Genomic DNA, 16183 nt, shown 5'->3' with positions numbered 1-16183 from the left:
GCGTCAGCGGGGCGGGCGGCAGCGGGGCCGGCGACCGTGCCGGTCCGGACGGTTCGGGCGCGGTTCAACGGGAGTCCCCCTTCCGGTTCTCGGGGGTGCCGTAGACCGTGCCGACCGGCGGCAGCGGCAGGGCGGGCAGCGCCTCGCGCCGTGAGCCGTCCACCGGCACGAGTCCGGCCGTGGACACGGTGTCGGGCGGGACGGTGATCTCGGGGCCGTAGCTGAGTTCGTTGATGTCGGCCCGGCCGTTGAGGGTGCGGTTCACCGGGTCGTAGGCGTTCAGCGCGTTGCCGGCGGCGAGCGGGGCGGTGTCCATGGCCTCGGCGAGGGACGCCCGCTGGTCGACCAGGGTCCGGGTCAGCGGTACGAGCGCGTCGACGTTCTTCTTCAGGCTGCCGCGGTTGTCCTGGATGAAGCCCTTCACCTGGCCGAGCGCCGTGCCGAGTTCCTTGAGCGCGGCGCCCAGGTTCTCCTTGTCGTCGGCCAGGAACCCGGTGACGGAGGCCAGTTGCTTCTCCGCCTTGGCGACGTTGCCGTCGTTCTTCTTCAGCATGGCGGTGAAGGACTGGAGGTAGGAGAGGGTGGCGAACAGGTCGCCGCTGCTGCCGTCGAGTGTCTTGGCGGCCTTGCCGAACTGCTCGATGGAGTCGCCGATGGCCTTGCCGTTGCCCTCGAGGTTGGCCGCGCCGGTGTCGAGGAGGCCGGCGAGCGCGCCGTCGGCGTTGGCTCCGTCGGGGCCGAGGGCCGTGCTGAGTTCGGTGATCGACGCGTACAGCTGGTCGACCTCGAGGGGCATCGCGTTCCTCTCGGCGGGAAGCACGGCGCCGTCCTGGATCCGTTCGCCGCCGGTGTACGCGGGGGCGAGCTGGATGTAGCGGTCGGCGACGACGCTCGGTGCCACGACGACGGCGTGCGCGTCCTTCGGGACGGGGACGTCCTCGTCGAGCAGCAGGGTGACCCTCACCCGGTCGCCCTCGGGCCGCACGCTGTCCACGGTGCCGACCTTCACTCCGAGGACGCGCAGGTCGGATCCTTCGTAGACGCCGGTGGCCCGTTCGAAGTAGGCGGTGATGCGGGTCGTTCCTGCTTCCTTCAGGGCCATGGCCCCGGACGTCCCGGCGACGGCCACGACGGCGAGGCCCGCGCCGATGCCCACGATGCGCTTGAGGTTCACGATCCTCCGCCCTTCGCGGTCGGCTTCGGGGGCATGCAGCCGGTGGCCGGTGGTGTGCCGGCCGGGAGGTAGTTCTTGGGGACGAGGCCGCAGACGTAGGTGTCGAACCAGCGCCCGTTTCCGAGGGTGTTGCCGACGAGCCGGTAGTACGGCCCGGCGAGGGCGAGGGTCCGGTCGAGCTGCTTCCGGTTCTGCAGCAGGACGGCGGTGACCTTGCCGAGCGCGTCGAGGGTCGGTTTCAGCTGCCGTTTGTTGTCCTGGACGACTCCGCCGAGCTGGATGCCGAGGCTCTTGGTGCCGGTGAGCAGCGCGTGGATGGCGTCGCGCCGGGCCCTGATCTCGCCGAGGAGGTCGTTGCCGTCCTCGAGCAGCAGCTCGAAGCTGCTCTTCTTCCCGTCGAGGGTCTTGGTGAGCTGCTTGCTGCCTTTGAGCAGTTCGGCGAGCTGCGCGTCTCGTTCGGACACGGATCTCGACAGGGCGGAGAGCCCGGTCGCCGCGTTGCGGACGTTCGGCGGGGAGTCCTTGAACGTGTCGGTGATCGTCCGGAAGCTCTCGGCGAGTTTCTCCGTGTCGATCTTCCCGATGGTCTCGCCGAGCCCGTTGAAGGCCTGGGTGACGTCGAACGGGGAGGTGGTGCGGCTGCTGGGGATGGGTTCGGCGGGGTCCTGGGTGCGGGTGCCGAGCGGGTCGACGGCGAGGTACTTGTCGCCGAGGAGGGTCTTGATGGCGATGGCCACGGTGCTGGAGTTGCCGATCCAGGCGTCCTTCACCGAGAAGTCGACCCTGACCCTGGCCCCGGCAAGGGCCACAGCGGTGACTTCGCCGACCTTGACGCCGGCGATGCGCACCTCGTCGCCCTCGTCGAGCCCGGCCGCCTCCGTGAAGTCGGCTCTGTAGGTGGTGCCGCCGCCGACGAAGGGCAGGGCGTCCGCCTTGTACGCGGTGATGCCGAGCAGGGCGAGGACGAGCAGGCCGACGAGGGCGACGGCGACGGGGCTGCGTTCCTCCACCGACCGCGGGCGGAAGCGGAAGCTTTTCATCCGCGACACCTCGACTCGGTGATCCCGATGCCGGTGGGCGGCGGGCTGCCGTCCCACGTGGCGACGTCCCTGACCTTCGCTTCGCAGAGGTAGAGGTTCAGCCACGATCCGTAGGAGGCCAGGCGGGTGATGGCCTGCATCTTGGCGGGAGTCCGCTGAAGGAACTCCTCGACGCGGGGCGAGCCCTTGTCCAGCTCCCGGGACAGGCGGCCCAGCTCCGCGATGTCCTTCTTGAGGGGTTGCCGGCCGTCCTTCAGGAGGTCGGCGGTGACGGTGGTGAGGTCTGCCATGGCCGCGACGGCCTCCCCGAGAGGTTTGCGGTCGCCGGAGAATCCGCTGACCAGCTTCTGGAGGGTGACCACGAGTTCGTCGAAGCCGGCCTCGCGGTCGTTGACGGTCTTCAGGACGGTGTTGAGGTTCTTGACGACCTCGCCGATGACCTTGTCCTTCGCGGCGACGGTGCCGGTCAGCGAGCCGACGTGCCGCAGGATGCTGTCGACGGTGCCGCCCTCTCCTTGGAGCACCTGGACGATGGAGCCGGCGAGGTCGTTGATCTCACCGGGCGACAGGCCTTCGAACAGCGGCTGGAAGCCGTTGAACAGCTGGGTGAGGTCGAGGGCGGGGGTGGTGCGCTCCAGCGGGATGGTGCTGCCCGCGGCGAAGACGCGGCCGACCGGCCCCGTCCCCTGGTCGAGGTCGATGTAGCGCTGCCCGACCATGTTGAGGTACTTGATCGACGCGGTGACCGAGGCGGGCAGCGTGCGGCCCTTCTGGACGGTGAAGGCGACCTCGGCGATCCGGCGCTCGACGACCTTCACCGACTCGATCTGGCCGACCTTGACCCCCGCGATGCGCACGCTGTCGCCGGTGACGAGCCCCGTCGCGTCGGTGAAGCGCGCCTTGTAGGAGGACGTCTCGCCGACCGAGGTGTTGGCGATACCGAAGGCGAGGGCGGTGGTGGCGAGGACGGTCACCACGATGAACGCGAGGGACTTGACCAGCGGTCCCGCGAGAGAGCGGCGTTTCACTTGAGCGTCACCTCCGCACCGCGGTAGACGGGGCCGGTCAGCACGCTGCTCCAGTCGGGCAGCTTGTCAGGGGTCCTCTTCAGCTCCGGCGCCATCAGTTCGTTGACGAGCCGGTTCTCCTGCGGCGAGTTGGGCAGGCCGAGGCTCTCCGCGGCCGCCGGCGCCGCTGAGGGGGCGGGCCTGCCGGTGTAGGGGACGGCGTAGCAGTGCGGTCCGCCGCCGCTGTCGTAGACCGGGGCGTCCCTGCCGGGCACGTACTTTCCCAGTGAGCGCACGGCGGTCACGTCCACATGGAGCCCCGGCTCGTCGGTGCCCTTGCCGAGGGCCTTGTCCATGGCGGGTACGAACCCGGCGAGGGTGCGCAGGGTGCACGGGAAGGAGGACGAGTACGCGGCGAGCAGTTCGAGGGTGGGCCGGCCGGCGGCGGCCAGCCGGATCAGGTTGTGCCGGTTCTTCCGCAGGAAGGAGGTGAGGTCCTGCGCCGAGGTGGTGGCCGAGCCGTAGAGTCCCGCGAGCTGTGCCTGCTGGTCGGCGATGGTGCCACTGGTGGTGGTGAAGTCGGTGAGCGCCTGGAGCACGTCGGGCGCGGCGTCCGCGTAGAGATGGCTCACCTTCACCAGGTGGGCGATGTCCCGGTTGAGCACCGGGAGTTGCGGGTTGAGCTTCTTCAGGTGGCCCTCGAGGGTGACGAGCGTTTCGCCGAGCTGGTCGCCGCGGCCCTGGAGTGCCTGGGAGACGGCGGTGAGGGTGGCGGAGAGCTTCTCCGGCTTGACGGCGGTCAGCAGCGGGAGCACGTTTTCGAGGACCTGTTCCAGTTCGACGGCGTTGCTCGAGCGGTCCTGGGTGATGGTGTCCCCCGCGCCGAGCGTGCGTGCGGAGGAGTCGCGGGCGGGCGGCACGAGGGCGACGAAGCGCTCTCCGAAGAGGGTCGTCGGCAGCATCTGCGCGGTGACGTCGGCGGGCACCCGCCGGAGTTCGTCCCGGTCGACGGCGAGGGTCAGCCGGGCTCCGGTGCCGTCGGCCCGGATGTCGCGGACCTCCCCGATGACGACGCCGCGCAGTTTGACCTCGGCGCCCCGGTGCATCTCGTTGCCGGCCGCTCCGGTGAGGACGGTGACGGTGGCGTCGTCGGTGAACTTCTTGTCGTAGACGGCCACCGAGAGCCAGATCAGCAGCACGGGCACGAGCAGGAAGGCCACGCCCGCGAGCCGTCTTCTTGCCGTGTGCGCGGTCATCCGGCCACCTTCACCGTCGTGGTCGCGCCCCAGATGGCGAGCGAGAGGAAGAAGTCGGTGATGCTGATGAGCACGATGGCGTTGCGTACGGAGCGGCCGACGGCCACGCCCACACCGGCGGGGCCGCCCGAGGCGCGGAAGCCGTAGTAGCAGTGCGCGAGGATCACCATCACGCTGAAGATCAGCACTTTGAGGATCGACAGCAGGACGTCGTCCGGGGAGAGGAAGAGAGCGAAGTAGTGGTCGTAGGTGCCCGCGGACTGGCCGTTGAACAGCACGGTGACCCAGCGGGAGGCGAGGTAGGAGCTGAGCAGTCCGATCGCGTACAGCGGGATGATGGCCACGACGCCGGCGATGATGCGGGTGGTGACGAGGTACGGCATGGACCGCACGCCCATCGCCTCGAGCGCGTCGACCTCCTCGTTGATGCGCATCGCGCCGAGCTGGGCGGTGAATCCGGCGCCGACCGTGGCGGAGAGTGCGAGGCCGGCGACGAGCGGCGCGATCTCCCGGGTGTTGAAGTAGGCGGAGACGAAGCCGGTGAAGGCCGAGGTGCCGATCTGGTTGAGGGCCGCGTACCCCTGGAGTCCGACGACGGTGCCGGTGAACAGGGTCATGGCGATCATCACGCCGATGGTGCCGCCGATGACGCCGAGCCCGCCGCTGCCGAACGCGACCTCGGCGAGGAGCCGTTGGACCTCGCGCAGATAGCTGCGCAGGGTCTTCGGTATCCACAGGAGGGCCCGTACGTAGAAGATGAGCTGGTCACCGCCGCGGTCCAGCCGTCCGAGCACGGACATCGCTCAGCCCCCCTTCGGGGGGACGATCTGGAGATAGATCGCCGTGAGGACCATGTTCACGAAGAACAGCAGCATGAAGGTGATGACGACGGACTGGTTGACCGCGTCGCCGACGCCCTTGGGGCCGCCGCGGGGGTTGAGTCCGCGGTAGGCGGCGACGATGCCCGCGATGAAGCCGAAGATCAGGGCCTTGAGCTCGCTGATGTAGAGGTCGGGCAGTTGCGCGAGGGCGGAGAAGCTGGCGAGGTAAGCGCCGGGGGTGCCGCCCTGCATGATCACGTTGAAGAAGTATCCGCCGAGGGTGCCGACGACGGAGACCATGCCGTTGAGGAGTACGGCGACCAGCATGGTGGCCAGCACCCGCGGCACGACCAGGCGCTGGATCGGCGAGACGCCCATGACCTCCATGGCGTCGAGCTCCTCGCGGATCTTGCGGGAGCCGAGGTCGGCGCAGATCGCCGAGCCGCCGGCGCCGGCGATCAGCAGGGCGACGATCAGCGGGCTCGCCTGCTGGATGACGGCGAGGACGCTGGCGCCGCCGGTGAACGACTGGGCGCCGAGCTGCTGGGTGAGCGAGCCGACCTGGAGGGCGATGACCGCGCCGAACGGGATGGACACGAGGGCGGCCGGGAGGATGGTGACACTGGCCAGGAACCAGAACTGCTCGATGAACTCGCGCAGTTGGAACGGCCGGCGGAAGATCGCCCGGGTCACCGCGGCGGCGAGCGCGAACAGCTTGCCCGTCTCGCGCAGGGGCGCGAGCAGCTTCGAGGGCTGTCTCGCCGCCGGGACGCCGGCTGCCCTGTCGTCGGGCGGTGCGGGTGGCCGCACCGGCAGCGGGGCGGTCATCCGGTGACTCCGCCGCCGGCGGGGCTGTAGCTCCGCATGATCGCGGTGCGGGCCGCCTCCGGCAGTTGGGCCATCATGCCGAGCACCCGTTCCCTGCGGCGCAGCGCACCCTGGCGGACGGGCATACCGGGTGAGGGTTCCAGCTGGGGGACGACGGTCCGCGGCTGTCCGGCGTGGTCGCCGCCGGACAGCTGCTCTCTCGCGAGGGTGGCGGCGTCCTTCTCCTCCGACATCCCGATGGGGCCTTCGCGCCGCCCGCCGAGGAACTGGGCGACGACCGGTTCCTCGCTGGTCAGCAGCACTTCGCGGGGTCCGAAGGTGACGAGGTTGCGGCGGAAGAGCATGCCCATGTTGTCGGGAACGGTGGCCGCGATGTCGAGATTGTGGGTGACGATCAGCATCGTGGCGTCGATCTGCGCGTTGAGGTCGATCAGCAGCTGCGAGAGGTAGGCCGTGCGCACGGGGTCGAGACCGGAGTCGGGCTCGTCGCAGAGGATGATCTGGGGGTCGAGGACCAGGGCGCGGGCGAGCCCGGCGCGTTTGCGCATGCCCCCGGATATCTCGCCGGGGAGTTTGCCCTCGGCGCCGAGGAGCCCGACGACCTCGATGCGCTCCATCACGATGCGCCGGATCTCGGACTCCTTCTTGCGGGTGTGCTCACGCAAGGGGAAGGCGATGTTGTCGAAGAGCGTCATCGACCCGAAGAGCGCGCCGTCCTGGAACATCAGGCCGAACAGTTTGCGCGTCTCGTAGATGTCGCGTTCGGGGCTGCCCACCATGTCGACGCCGTCGATGAGGACGCGGCCGCGTTCCGGTTTGAGCAGTCCGATGAGGGATTTGAGGAAGACGGTCTTCCCCGTTCCCGAGGGTCCGAGCATGACGCTGACTTCTCCGGCGGGGAGGGTGAGCGTGACGTCCTGCCAGATGTTCTGTTTGCCGAAGGACTTGGTGAGGCCTTCGACGACTACCTCGATTCCCATTTCACCTCCCGTTCGGTGGTCCGTGGGCAGCGGGCTGCACACAGGTGTCGAAAGTGGCGGAAGTGCACCGGGCGCCCGCACGTTACGTTCGGGTACGCAGCCGGGGCAATGGCTGTGACCAGCGCATTCAGGCCGAACTCGGTGGTTTGTCACGTCATGACAACGCGGCGGGGAAACCTTGTCCCCGGGTGCGTACGGGCGCCGGCCCGGCCGCGCCCGGGCGATGCGGGACGCGGTCACGGGGAGGACGGGTCCTGGGCCTCCTGGCCGGGGAGCGGTGGAATCGTGGGCGGGCATTCGTTGTTCGGGCTGTTCGGGATGCACAGCGGGCCCTGCCTCATGGCGATCAGGTTGTCCGGCCCGGACAGTGACGCGCTGAACAACTGGTCGAGGTCCTCACCGCCCGTACCGCAGCCGGAGAACTCGGGGATCGTCACGGTGCCTCGCATCGGCCCGCCCTTGAAGACGTTCTCGTAGTCGGGGAACTTGCCGTGCAGGACCACCCGGTAGGGGCGTGCCGTCCGGCAGGCGGGGCCGACGTCCAGCGGTGTGCCGTTGACCTCGACGTCGTGGACGCGCAGCGACTGGTAGAAGCCCGCCTGGGCGAAGTTGATCCTGTTGGGCGGCGAGCCGATGGTTCCGGTGGAGATGGTGACGGGACCGTTGGTGAACTCGACCTTCGCGGTGACGGGCTGGAACCCGAAGGTGAGGAAGGTCGATGTGGCGTCCGGCAGCGGGAGTTCGCCGTAGGAGTCGGCGCGGAAGTAGCTGCCGCCGGGCCGGGTGCCCGGGCGGGACACCGACCGGGTGACGGCCAGCACGTTGATGAGCCGTGGAGCGTCGGAAGGGTCGTTGACGATCATCGCGCCGCCGAGCTTCTCGACGTTGGCGAAACCGACGGCGTACGCGCAGCCGAGCCTGCCGGGCAGGATCGTGACGCGGGGAGGTTCGCCGCCGGGCGGGGGCTGGGGCACGAAGCTCTCGTCGATCGCGCCGGCGGGCTTCTCCGTCGGGCAGGGGCTTCCCGGGTCGGACGGGGAGGGTTCTACGGCGATGTCCTCCGGCCGCACGGGCTCCTCGGCGGTGGGGGACGCAGCGGGGTCCGGCTCCCGCGAGGGGTCGGGACGGGTGCCGCCGGGTACGGGCACGGGAACGGTCGCCAGGAGGGCGTCCTGTCCTTCGGCCGGCCGGCAGTCGATGGGGGCAAGCGCCGCCGGCTGCGTCTCCTCGTCCGTCCGCGGCCGCAGTTCCAGCTTCATGGCGGCCGCGGTGAAGGTGATGTCGCCGGGGGCGGTGACGGTCACGGAGGGGACGGCGCCGCTGTGTTCGAGGACCAGGTCTCCCGAGCCGTCGGGTACGGGGACGGCCGGTGCGGCCAGAGCTCCCCAACGGGCCTCGGCAGAACGCCCTTTCTGCGCGACCAGCACGGTGAGATCGGCGGCGCCGGCGACGGCTGTCGTGCCCTCGGGCAGCACGCCGTCGAGCGCGGCCGGCCCGATCGTCAGCCGTACGGACGCCTCACCGGGCCGGACGGGCCGGTTCACCACGCCCGCGTCGGGAAACGCGCCGGTGATCTCGGCGGTCACGGTATGCGTACCCGACGGGAAACCGCACTCGTACGCCCCGGTCACCTCGGTGTCCTGCGCCCGGGCGGCAGAACCGGGACCTGCCAGAATTCCCGCGACCAATCCCGTGGCGCCGAGAAAGGCGACACGGGAAATGCGAGGAGGACGTTTTACAACGCCCGTCATGGTGCCCCCATTGACTCGTTTCGGCTTTATTGCCGGGGAAATCGATCCGCTCGGAGATCCGCCGCGGGTACCCCGTGCCCGGCCGGACCGGGTCACGGGGCGCGCCCGCGGCTGCCGGGGGGTCAGTCCGGGGAGATCGTGTGGCCGCCCGAGACCGCGTAGACGGCCTCGTACAGCGCTTCGTCACCGTCGTTGATCAGGCCGAGACAGTCGGCATTGGAGGCGACCAGGCTGCCGCCGTTGATCACCAGCTGCTTGGTGTCGTTCTTGTAGTGGCCGGTGACCGTGCCGGCGAAGTCGGCGGTGCAGCCGGAGCCGCTGATGCTCGCGTCCACGCCGGTGATCGAGCCGTCGACCGCGTTCGGCACCGCGCTGACGCCGGTGGCGTTCAGGCTCCACGGGAAGTTCTTGCTGGTGACGTCGAACGGGATGCCGATGACCGAGCAGTCCTCGAACGTCAGACTGGCGATGGTGCCGATGCCTTCGCCGGCGTTGCCGGAGCCGGAGACGAGCGAACCCGAGGCGTTGGACGAGGCGCAGTCCAGCGTGGCGGCGGGCACCGTGAGGGTGGGGTTGGTCGCGACGGCGGTGAACGCTCCACCGGGGGTGACCGTCCAGGTGACCAGTGACGTGGCCGAGGCCTGCGTCACCGTCATGCCGAGTGCGGCGGTGAGCGCCGCCGTGGCGATCATGGCGTTTCTGGCAATTCTGGCAATTCTTCGCACGGGTAGTTCCCTTCAGGGGGATGGGCTTGCCTGATGGACCTTTTTCGGCCCTGGCGGACGGGCCGAAAAGCGTTGCGGCTCAGTTCTGGAACGCGGGTCGAATTCTCATGGCCACCCGGTCGTGCATCTTTCCGAAGTGAACGCTACGAGCGGGTAACCAGAGGCGCAATACTGGTTCGGCAGATTCCCGCAATGCCGCTACCAGCCGGTATTTTCTTGTCGCCGGCGCCACAGGCCGCCGCGGATTCTTGTCCGGAAGTGAGCACTCCCCTCGCGGCGCGCCGCCCGCTCCCCCGGCCGCTTCGCGCCCACGCCGCCCCGTGGCCGCGCACATGCCGCCCCGTGCCGACCGCTGTGCAGGCGCTCCGCGCTGGACTATGTTCAGCACCCACGAAGTCGTCACGCCTGTCGGTCCGTGGGAGCGCTTCCCCCACAGCCCCCACCCCCACCGGACACCCGGAGATCGAGGGGACAACCATGCCGAGAACGACCACCCAGCCGTCGGACGCCGGAGAGCCGCTCGGGCCGCTGCCACAGGAGTTCGCCGCCATCATCAGGCCCGAACTGCCCAGCCTGATCCAGGAGATCGGCATCGAGGTGACCCGTGCCTACCCCGAGTACGGGCGATTACTGAAGGGCCCGTACGGGCAGGCCATCCAGATCGGCGTCGAACAGAACATCTCCGTCTTCGTCGACCAGGTGGCGTCCCCTTCGACGCCGTCACCGCTGCGCGACGAGATGCTGCGCCGCTTCGGCCGGTTCGAGGCGTACGAGGGCCGCAGCCTGGACTCCCTCCACGGGGCCTACCGGCTCGGTGCCCGCGTGGCCCTGCGCCGCGCCAAGCGGATCGGCCGGCGCTACAACCTCTCCCCCACCCTGATGCTGAGCTTCGCCGACGCCCTCTTCGCCTATGTGGACGAGCTCGAGGCGCTCACCAGGGAGGGCTATCTGGAGGTGCAGGCGAGAACGGTCGAGCAGGACGCGACCGTCCGGCGCAGGCTGCTGCACCTGATCATGGCGGGGCCGCCCGTGCCGCGCTCCGCGATCGCGGAACTGTCCGAGCAGGCGGGGTGGCCGCTCCCCGAGAAGGTCACGCTCGTCGCCCTGCGCACGTCCCCGGATTTGGCCGGAACGGAGCTCGACAACGATGTCCTCTCCGAACTCGGCGGACCGCACCCGCACTTACTCGTCCCGGGACCGGTCGACGACCAGCGAAGACACACGCTGGAACACGCGCTGACCGGCCACCGGGCCACCGTGGGACTGACCGTACCGACCGCCGAGGCCGCGGACTCCATCCGATGGGCCCGCCGCCTCCTCGACTTCATCGACTCGGGTGTCGTGGACGACGCCCCACTCACCTTCTGCTCCGACCACATGCTCACCCTGTGGCTGCTGTCGGACCCCGCCCTGCTGAACCAGCTGGCGGAGCGCGAACTCGCCCCCCTCGCCGGGCTGACGCCCACCCGCCGGAACCGGCTGATCGAGACCCTGAGGATCTGGCTGGACACCCGTGGCACCGCCGCCCGGATGGGTGAGCTGCTCGATGTCCACCCGCAGACCGTCCGCTACCGGTTGCGCAATCTCGAATCCATCTTCGGTGATCAGCTCACCGACCCAGAGAGCCGGTTCGCGACCGAGGGCGTGCTGCGCGCGCTGCATCTGCGGGAGCGCCGCGACGGCGGCGCCCGCTGAGACCCGTGCCCCCGCTCCGTGAACGGCGTCTCCGCGACTGTTCCGGACCGCAAACCGCACCACCGGTCCATGCCCGCCGTGGGCGGCGCGTCCCTGATCGTCGAAGGCGACAAGGACGTACCGTCCACGCGGGGCGATCACCGGGCGTCCGTCACAAGCGACGGGACACGGGAGGGTCCGTCAGGCCGGACGATCTCCTCGCCGGGGGCGTCCCGGCCGAGTGTGTCCAGTGTCACCCTCGGGCACGCGGCACAGCGGCCGGGCGGGGTCCGGCAGGTCCGCCCTCCCGCCGGGCCCGGCGGCGGGCAGGACGCTCCGAGCCAGAACCGCGAAGGCCTGACCTGCACTTTTGCCTCGCTGACCGCCGGGCCTCCGGGCCGCGAAGGAGGCGGCGTAGATCGACAGGGGACGGCCGCCGACGGCCCCGACCGCAGGAGGGCGCACGCCGCGCCCGTCACCGGACCGGCGCGGCGTGGCGACGCGCCGGGCTCTGCGCAGCCCCGCGATGATCGACCCGCTCGCCGTTTCACCCACTTGAGCTGCGCTTTCGGCTCCAGCGGCCCGGATATCGGCCGCATGGCGTCCTTTTTGCGCCGCAAGGCCGCCGATTCGGGTGCTTCGGCGGCGTTCGCGTAAGGTATGTCGGCGGTGCCGCTGGGGACGGACGGCCGGGCGAAAGGTGCGGTGCGCGCCTCTCGTACGGCGCCCTCGTCCCCTCTGAGCGGCTCCGCCGGGACGCGGTCGACTCACTCCCGCGTAACGAGAGATCACGGGGCGACCCGTACGGTAAAGAAGGACTTCACGTGACCGCCTCCCCCCTCGTCCCGGTGCCGATCCCCGACCGCGTCGCGGCGCTGATCGGGTCCTGCATGCCGGTCCACATCCTCCAGGCGGAGATCGACGCCGAGTGCGCGGCGCGCGAGGTGAGCCTGTTCCGCGGGCCGCTGTGCGCGGAGGACCGGGCGGACCGGGAGCACGCGCTCGCCACGCTCGCGCGGGCCAACAAGGTGCTGGCCGCGTACGACCCCCGGCTCACGGTCATGCCGCGCCGGCACCGCTGACCGCCGGCGGCCCCACTCGATCCGGCGGCCTCACTCGGTCCGGCGGCTCACTCGATGAACGTGCCGTCGACGTAGACCCAAGCGCCGTTCTCGCGCTCGAAGTTGCTGTGCTCGTGCAGCTCGCCCCGTTTGCCGTGGTGGCGGTAGCGGGCGCGGAACGTCACGGTGCCTTTCGAGTGGAAGGCGCTGCCGTCCGTGGTGGCGACGATCTCGAGCGAGGTCCACTGCATGCCCGGGTCCAGCTCGAGGTGCCGGGGCCTGGTCGACGAGTGCCAGGTGCGCAGCAGGTACGCCGCGTCATGGGCGACGAAGGCGCTGTAGCGGGAGCGCATCAGCAGCTCGGCCGTGGGCGCGGCCCCCTCCCCGCTGTGGAACCGGCCGCAGCACTCCCCGTACGGGGCGGGCAGCCCGCAGGGGCAGGGCGACTCGGCGGTGAGGGTGGGGGGCGTGGTGCCTCTGGTGTGTTTGGTTCGTCGGGCCATGGCTTCATTTTCCAGCCATTGAGCAAAGGCGGCGCACGCGTGGCTTCCGAGTCGTGAGGGACCTCCGTATGCTCCAGCGCCGGATGCGAAAGTTACCGTCGGTAAGGGGCTTCGGATGGATCGTTCCGGCACGTCACGACGTACCTCACGGCCTACCTCACGACGCACGTTCATCGCGGGAGCCGCGGCCGTGGGCGGTACCGCGGCACTCGCGACCGCCTCGGCCACCGGGACCGCGACCGCCGCGCCGGCACCCTCCGTCGCCGTCCTCGGCGGCGGTGTCGCCGGGCTGACAGCGGCTCATGAACTCGCCGAGCGCGGGTTACGGGTCACGGTCTACGAGCGCCGGGCGCTCGGCGGCAAGGCCCGCAGCATGGACGTACCCGGCAGCGCCAAGGGCGGCCGCAGACCCCTGCCCGCAGAGCACGGCTTCCGCTTCATCCCCGGGATCTATCACAACCTGCCCGACACCATGCGCCGCATCCCCTTCCCGGGAAAGCCGGGCGGCGTCCGGGACAACCTGGTCGCGCCGGCCGAGATGTCGTTCAGCCGCACCGGCCGTGAGGACCTGCGCATCCCGCTCCCCTGGCCCGGCCACCGGCCGCCCGGCCTCACCCTCGACGACATCCGCCGCGCCCTGACCGCGATGGTGGACACGGCCCTCGGCATCCCGTTCCACGAGACCGCGTACTTCGTGAACCGCGTGATCGTCTTCCTCACCAGCTGCGACGAGCGCCGCGACCGGACCTGGGAGGCCACGCCCTGGTGGGAGTTCATCAGGGCGGAGGAGATGAGCTACGACTATCAGCGCATCCTCGCCGTCGGGCTCACCCGCAACATCGTCGCGACCAAGGCTGAGGAGGCCAGCACCCGCACCGTCGCCACCCTGCTCGAGGCCTTCGTCCTCAACGCGCTGGGCCGCGGCGCCGACGGCCCGCTCGACCGTATCCTCGACGCCCCCACCAACGAGGCCTGGATCGACCCGTGGGTGACCCATCTGCGGTCCCTCGGCGTGGAGTTCAAGGTCGGCTGGACCGTGCGGGAGGTGAAGTACGCCGCCGGACGGGTCACCGCGGCCGTGATCGAGAACCCCCAGGGCGGGCACGAGTCGGTGACCGCCGACCACTACATCTCCGCGATGCCGGTGGAACACGCCCGGCGCACCTGGGGACCCGCGCTGCGCGCCGCCGACCCGCAGCTCGCGCGCTGCGACAAGCTGCGGACCGACTGGATGACCGGCATCCAGTTCTATCTGACCGAGCGCGCCCCGCTGCTGCACGGGCACCTCAACTGCATCGACTCACCGTGGGCGCTGACCGCGATCCAGCAGGCCGCGCACTGGCCCGGCCGCGACTTCCCGGCCGACTACGGCGACGGTGTGGCCGTGGACTGCCTGTCGGTGGACGTCTCCGAATGGGACCGGCCCGGCATCCTGTACGGCAGGACCGCGAAGCAGTGCACCCGCACCGAGGTCGCCAAGGAGGTGTGGGCGCAGCTGAAGGCGGCGCTGAACGACACCGGCAAGGTGGTCCTCAAGGACAGTGCCCTGCACTCCTGGTTCCTCGATCCCGGCGTCGACGGGCTCGGCACCCCGCACCCCACCAACGACGACGAACTCCTCATCCACCCGGTGGGGACGTTCCACAACCGCCCGCAGGCGGCGACCCGGATCCCGAACTTCTTCCTCGCCGGCGACTACGTCTCGGTCGACATCGACCTCGCGACCATGGAGGGCGCGAACGCCTCCGCCCGCGCCGCCGTCAACGCCCTGCTGGACAACGCCGGCTCCACCGCGCCGCGCTGCACGATCACACCGCTGTTCCGTGCACCGGAGACGGAGCCCTTCAAGCGGCACGACCGCACCCGCCACCGGCTCGGCCTGCCCAACGCGTTCGACCTCGGCTGACGCCCCCTCGGCCCGGACGCGTCCGGCCTCGCCCGACCGTCCGTCCCGCACGACGGGCCCGCCCGCGGCCGCCGAGTAGCGTACGGGCATGAAGCTCACCATTCTCGGCGGCGGCGGATTCCGGGTCCCTCTGGTGTACGGGGCACTGCTCGGCGATCAAGGAGAGGGCCGGGTCACCCGCGTCACCCTGCACGACGTGGACGGCGGCCGGCTGGACGCGGTGTCCCGAGTGCTCGCCGAACAGGCGGCCGGGCACCCGGACGCACCCGAGGTCGACGTGACCCTGGACCTCGACGAGGCCGTGCGCGGCGCGGACTTCGTCTTCTCCGCCATCCGGGTCGGCGGGCTGGAGGGCCGGGCGGCGGACGAGCGCGTCGCCCTCGCCGAAGGCGTGCTCGGCCAGGAGACCGTCGGCGCGGGCGGCATCGCCTACGGGCTGCGCACCGTGCCCGTGGCCGTGGGCATCGCCCGCCGGATCGCCACGCTCGCCCCGGACGCGTGGGTCATCAACTTCACCAACCCGGCCGGCCTGGTCACCGAGGCGATGAGCCGTGTCCTCGGCGACCGGGTCATCGGGATCTGCGACTCGCCCGTGGGGCTCGGCAGGCGGGTGGCCAAGGTGCTGGGCGCCGACCCCGCGAACGCCTGGATCGACTACGTGGGCCTCAACCACCTCGGCTGGCTGCGCGGACTGCGCGTCGGCGGACGCGACCACCTGCCGCGGCTGCTCGCCGACGACGACGCCCTCGCCTCCTTCGAGGAAGGCAGGCTCTTCGGGCCGGAGTGGCTGCGGTCGCTGGGAGCGGTGCCCAACGAGTACCTGCACTACTACTACTTCAACCGCGAGACGGTGCGCGCCTACACGGAGGCCGAGCAGACCCGGGGCGCGTTCCTCGGCCGCCAACAAGCCCGCTTCTACACGGAGATGCAGCGCCCCGAGACGCCGGCCCTGAAAGCCTGGCACCGCACGCTCGCCGAGCGGGAGGCCACGTACATGGCCGCCAACCGGGACGCGGCGGGCGTCGGCGAACGCGACGAGGACGACCTGGAGTCCGGCGGCTACGAGAAGGTGGCGCTCGCCCTGATGCGGGCCGTCGCCCGCGACGAGCGCGCCACGCTGATCCTCAACGTCCGCAACCGCGGCACCCTTTCCGTACTGGACGCCGACGCCGTCATCGAGGTCCCCTGCCTGGTCGACGCCGGCGGCGCCCACCCCGTGAGCGTCGACCCCCTGCCGTACCACGCGGTCGGGCTCGTCACCGCGGTCAAGGCGGTCGAACGGGAGGTGCTCGCCGCGGCCGAGAGCGGTTCGCGGGCGGGGGCGGTGAAGGCCTTCGCGCTGCATCCGCTGGTCGACTCGGTGAGCGTGGCCCGCCGCCTCCTCGACGGCTACCGGGCCGCGCATCCGGGGCTGGCGTACCTGACAGCCCCATAAGGCGGAGCGGGGCACCTGACCG

At 70.6% G+C, this 16183-nt stretch carries 14 protein-coding genes; 4 read left to right on the top strand and 10 right to left on the bottom strand.

Annotated elements, in window-relative coordinates:
* Positions 1-64 precede the first annotated feature (64 nt).
* The 9 genes from AB0K36_RS09850 to AB0K36_RS09810 form a co-directional block, all read right to left on the bottom strand.
* On the bottom strand, positions 65-1174 hold the full coding sequence (locus AB0K36_RS09850; protein WP_364590815.1) for an MCE family protein: 1110 nt from the start codon (positions 1172-1174) through the stop codon (positions 65-67).
* Positions 1171-2214 carry an MCE family protein gene (locus AB0K36_RS09845; protein ID WP_364590812.1) on the bottom strand — a complete coding sequence of 348 codons (1044 nt, stop codon included), beginning with the start codon at positions 2212-2214 and terminating at the stop codon, positions 1171-1173. Before AB0K36_RS09845 ends, AB0K36_RS09850 begins: the two co-directional genes overlap by 4 nt.
* Positions 2211-3242: an MCE family protein gene (locus AB0K36_RS09840; protein ID WP_364590809.1), complete on the bottom strand. Its 1032-nt coding sequence runs from the start codon at positions 3240-3242 to the stop codon at positions 2211-2213. The genes AB0K36_RS09845 and AB0K36_RS09840 overlap by 4 nt, the downstream gene beginning before the upstream one ends.
* Positions 3239-4477 carry an MCE family protein gene (locus tag AB0K36_RS09835; protein ID WP_364590806.1) on the bottom strand — a complete coding sequence of 413 codons (1239 nt, stop codon included), beginning with the start codon at positions 4475-4477 and terminating at the stop codon, positions 3239-3241. The genes AB0K36_RS09840 and AB0K36_RS09835 overlap by 4 nt, the downstream gene beginning before the upstream one ends.
* Positions 4474-5277 carry an MlaE family ABC transporter permease gene (locus tag AB0K36_RS09830; RefSeq protein WP_364590803.1) on the bottom strand — a complete coding sequence of 268 codons (804 nt, stop codon included), beginning with the start codon at positions 5275-5277 and terminating at the stop codon, positions 4474-4476. The genes AB0K36_RS09835 and AB0K36_RS09830 overlap by 4 nt, the downstream gene beginning before the upstream one ends.
* 3 nt (positions 5278-5280) lie before the next feature.
* Positions 5281-6126, bottom strand: coding sequence for an MlaE family ABC transporter permease (locus tag AB0K36_RS09825; RefSeq protein WP_364590800.1), 846 nt, complete (start codon positions 6124-6126; stop codon positions 5281-5283).
* On the bottom strand, positions 6123-7106 hold the full coding sequence (locus AB0K36_RS09820; RefSeq protein WP_364590797.1) for an ABC transporter ATP-binding protein: 984 nt from the start codon (positions 7104-7106) through the stop codon (positions 6123-6125). The genes AB0K36_RS09825 and AB0K36_RS09820 overlap by 4 nt, the downstream gene beginning before the upstream one ends.
* A 236-nt stretch (positions 7107-7342) precedes the next feature.
* On the bottom strand, positions 7343-8857 hold the full coding sequence (locus AB0K36_RS09815) for a DUF6801 domain-containing protein (protein ID WP_364590794.1): 1515 nt from the start codon (positions 8855-8857) through the stop codon (positions 7343-7345).
* Positions 8858-8979: 122 nt separating this feature from the next.
* Positions 8980-9549: a PraA/PraB family alkane oxidation protein activator gene (locus AB0K36_RS09810; protein ID WP_364590791.1), complete on the bottom strand. Its 570-nt coding sequence runs from the start codon at positions 9547-9549 to the stop codon at positions 8980-8982.
* A 510-nt stretch (positions 9550-10059) separates the two neighbouring features.
* On the opposite strand from AB0K36_RS09810, the gene AB0K36_RS09805 reads away from it, so the two are divergent.
* Together AB0K36_RS09805 and AB0K36_RS09800 are read left to right on the top strand one after the other, a co-directional pair.
* Complete coding sequence (locus AB0K36_RS09805; protein ID WP_364590788.1) at positions 10060-11277, top strand: PucR-like N-terminal domain-containing protein; 1218 nt, start codon at positions 10060-10062, stop codon at positions 11275-11277.
* Positions 11278-12080: 803 nt separating this feature from the next.
* Complete coding sequence (locus tag AB0K36_RS09800; protein ID WP_159684097.1) at positions 12081-12338, top strand: hypothetical protein; 258 nt, start codon at positions 12081-12083, stop codon at positions 12336-12338.
* A 47-nt stretch (positions 12339-12385) separates the two neighbouring features.
* On the opposite strand, the gene AB0K36_RS09795 is transcribed toward AB0K36_RS09800, so the two are convergent.
* Entirely contained in the window at positions 12386-12820 is a 435-nt protein-coding gene (locus AB0K36_RS09795) for a YchJ family protein (RefSeq protein ID WP_364590785.1), read from the bottom strand.
* Positions 12821-12935: 115 nt separating this feature from the next.
* Between AB0K36_RS09795 and AB0K36_RS09790 the strand changes: the two genes are divergently transcribed.
* Both AB0K36_RS09790 and AB0K36_RS09785 read left to right on the top strand, forming a co-directional pair.
* On the top strand, positions 12936-14726 hold the full coding sequence (locus AB0K36_RS09790) for a hydroxysqualene dehydroxylase (protein WP_364590782.1): 1791 nt from the start codon (positions 12936-12938) through the stop codon (positions 14724-14726).
* Between the two features lie 88 nt (positions 14727-14814).
* Positions 14815-16161, top strand: coding sequence for a 6-phospho-beta-glucosidase (locus AB0K36_RS09785; RefSeq protein ID WP_364590779.1), 1347 nt, complete (start codon positions 14815-14817; stop codon positions 16159-16161).
* The last annotated feature ends 22 nt before the right edge of the window (positions 16162-16183 follow it).

It is taken from the genome of Streptomyces kurssanovii (assembly GCF_040677245.1).
Taxonomy (GTDB): domain Bacteria; phylum Actinomycetota; class Actinomycetes; order Streptomycetales; family Streptomycetaceae; genus Streptomyces; species Streptomyces kurssanovii.
Note: the sequence above shows the minus strand (reverse complement) of the source record. Positions and strands in the feature narration are given on the sequence as shown.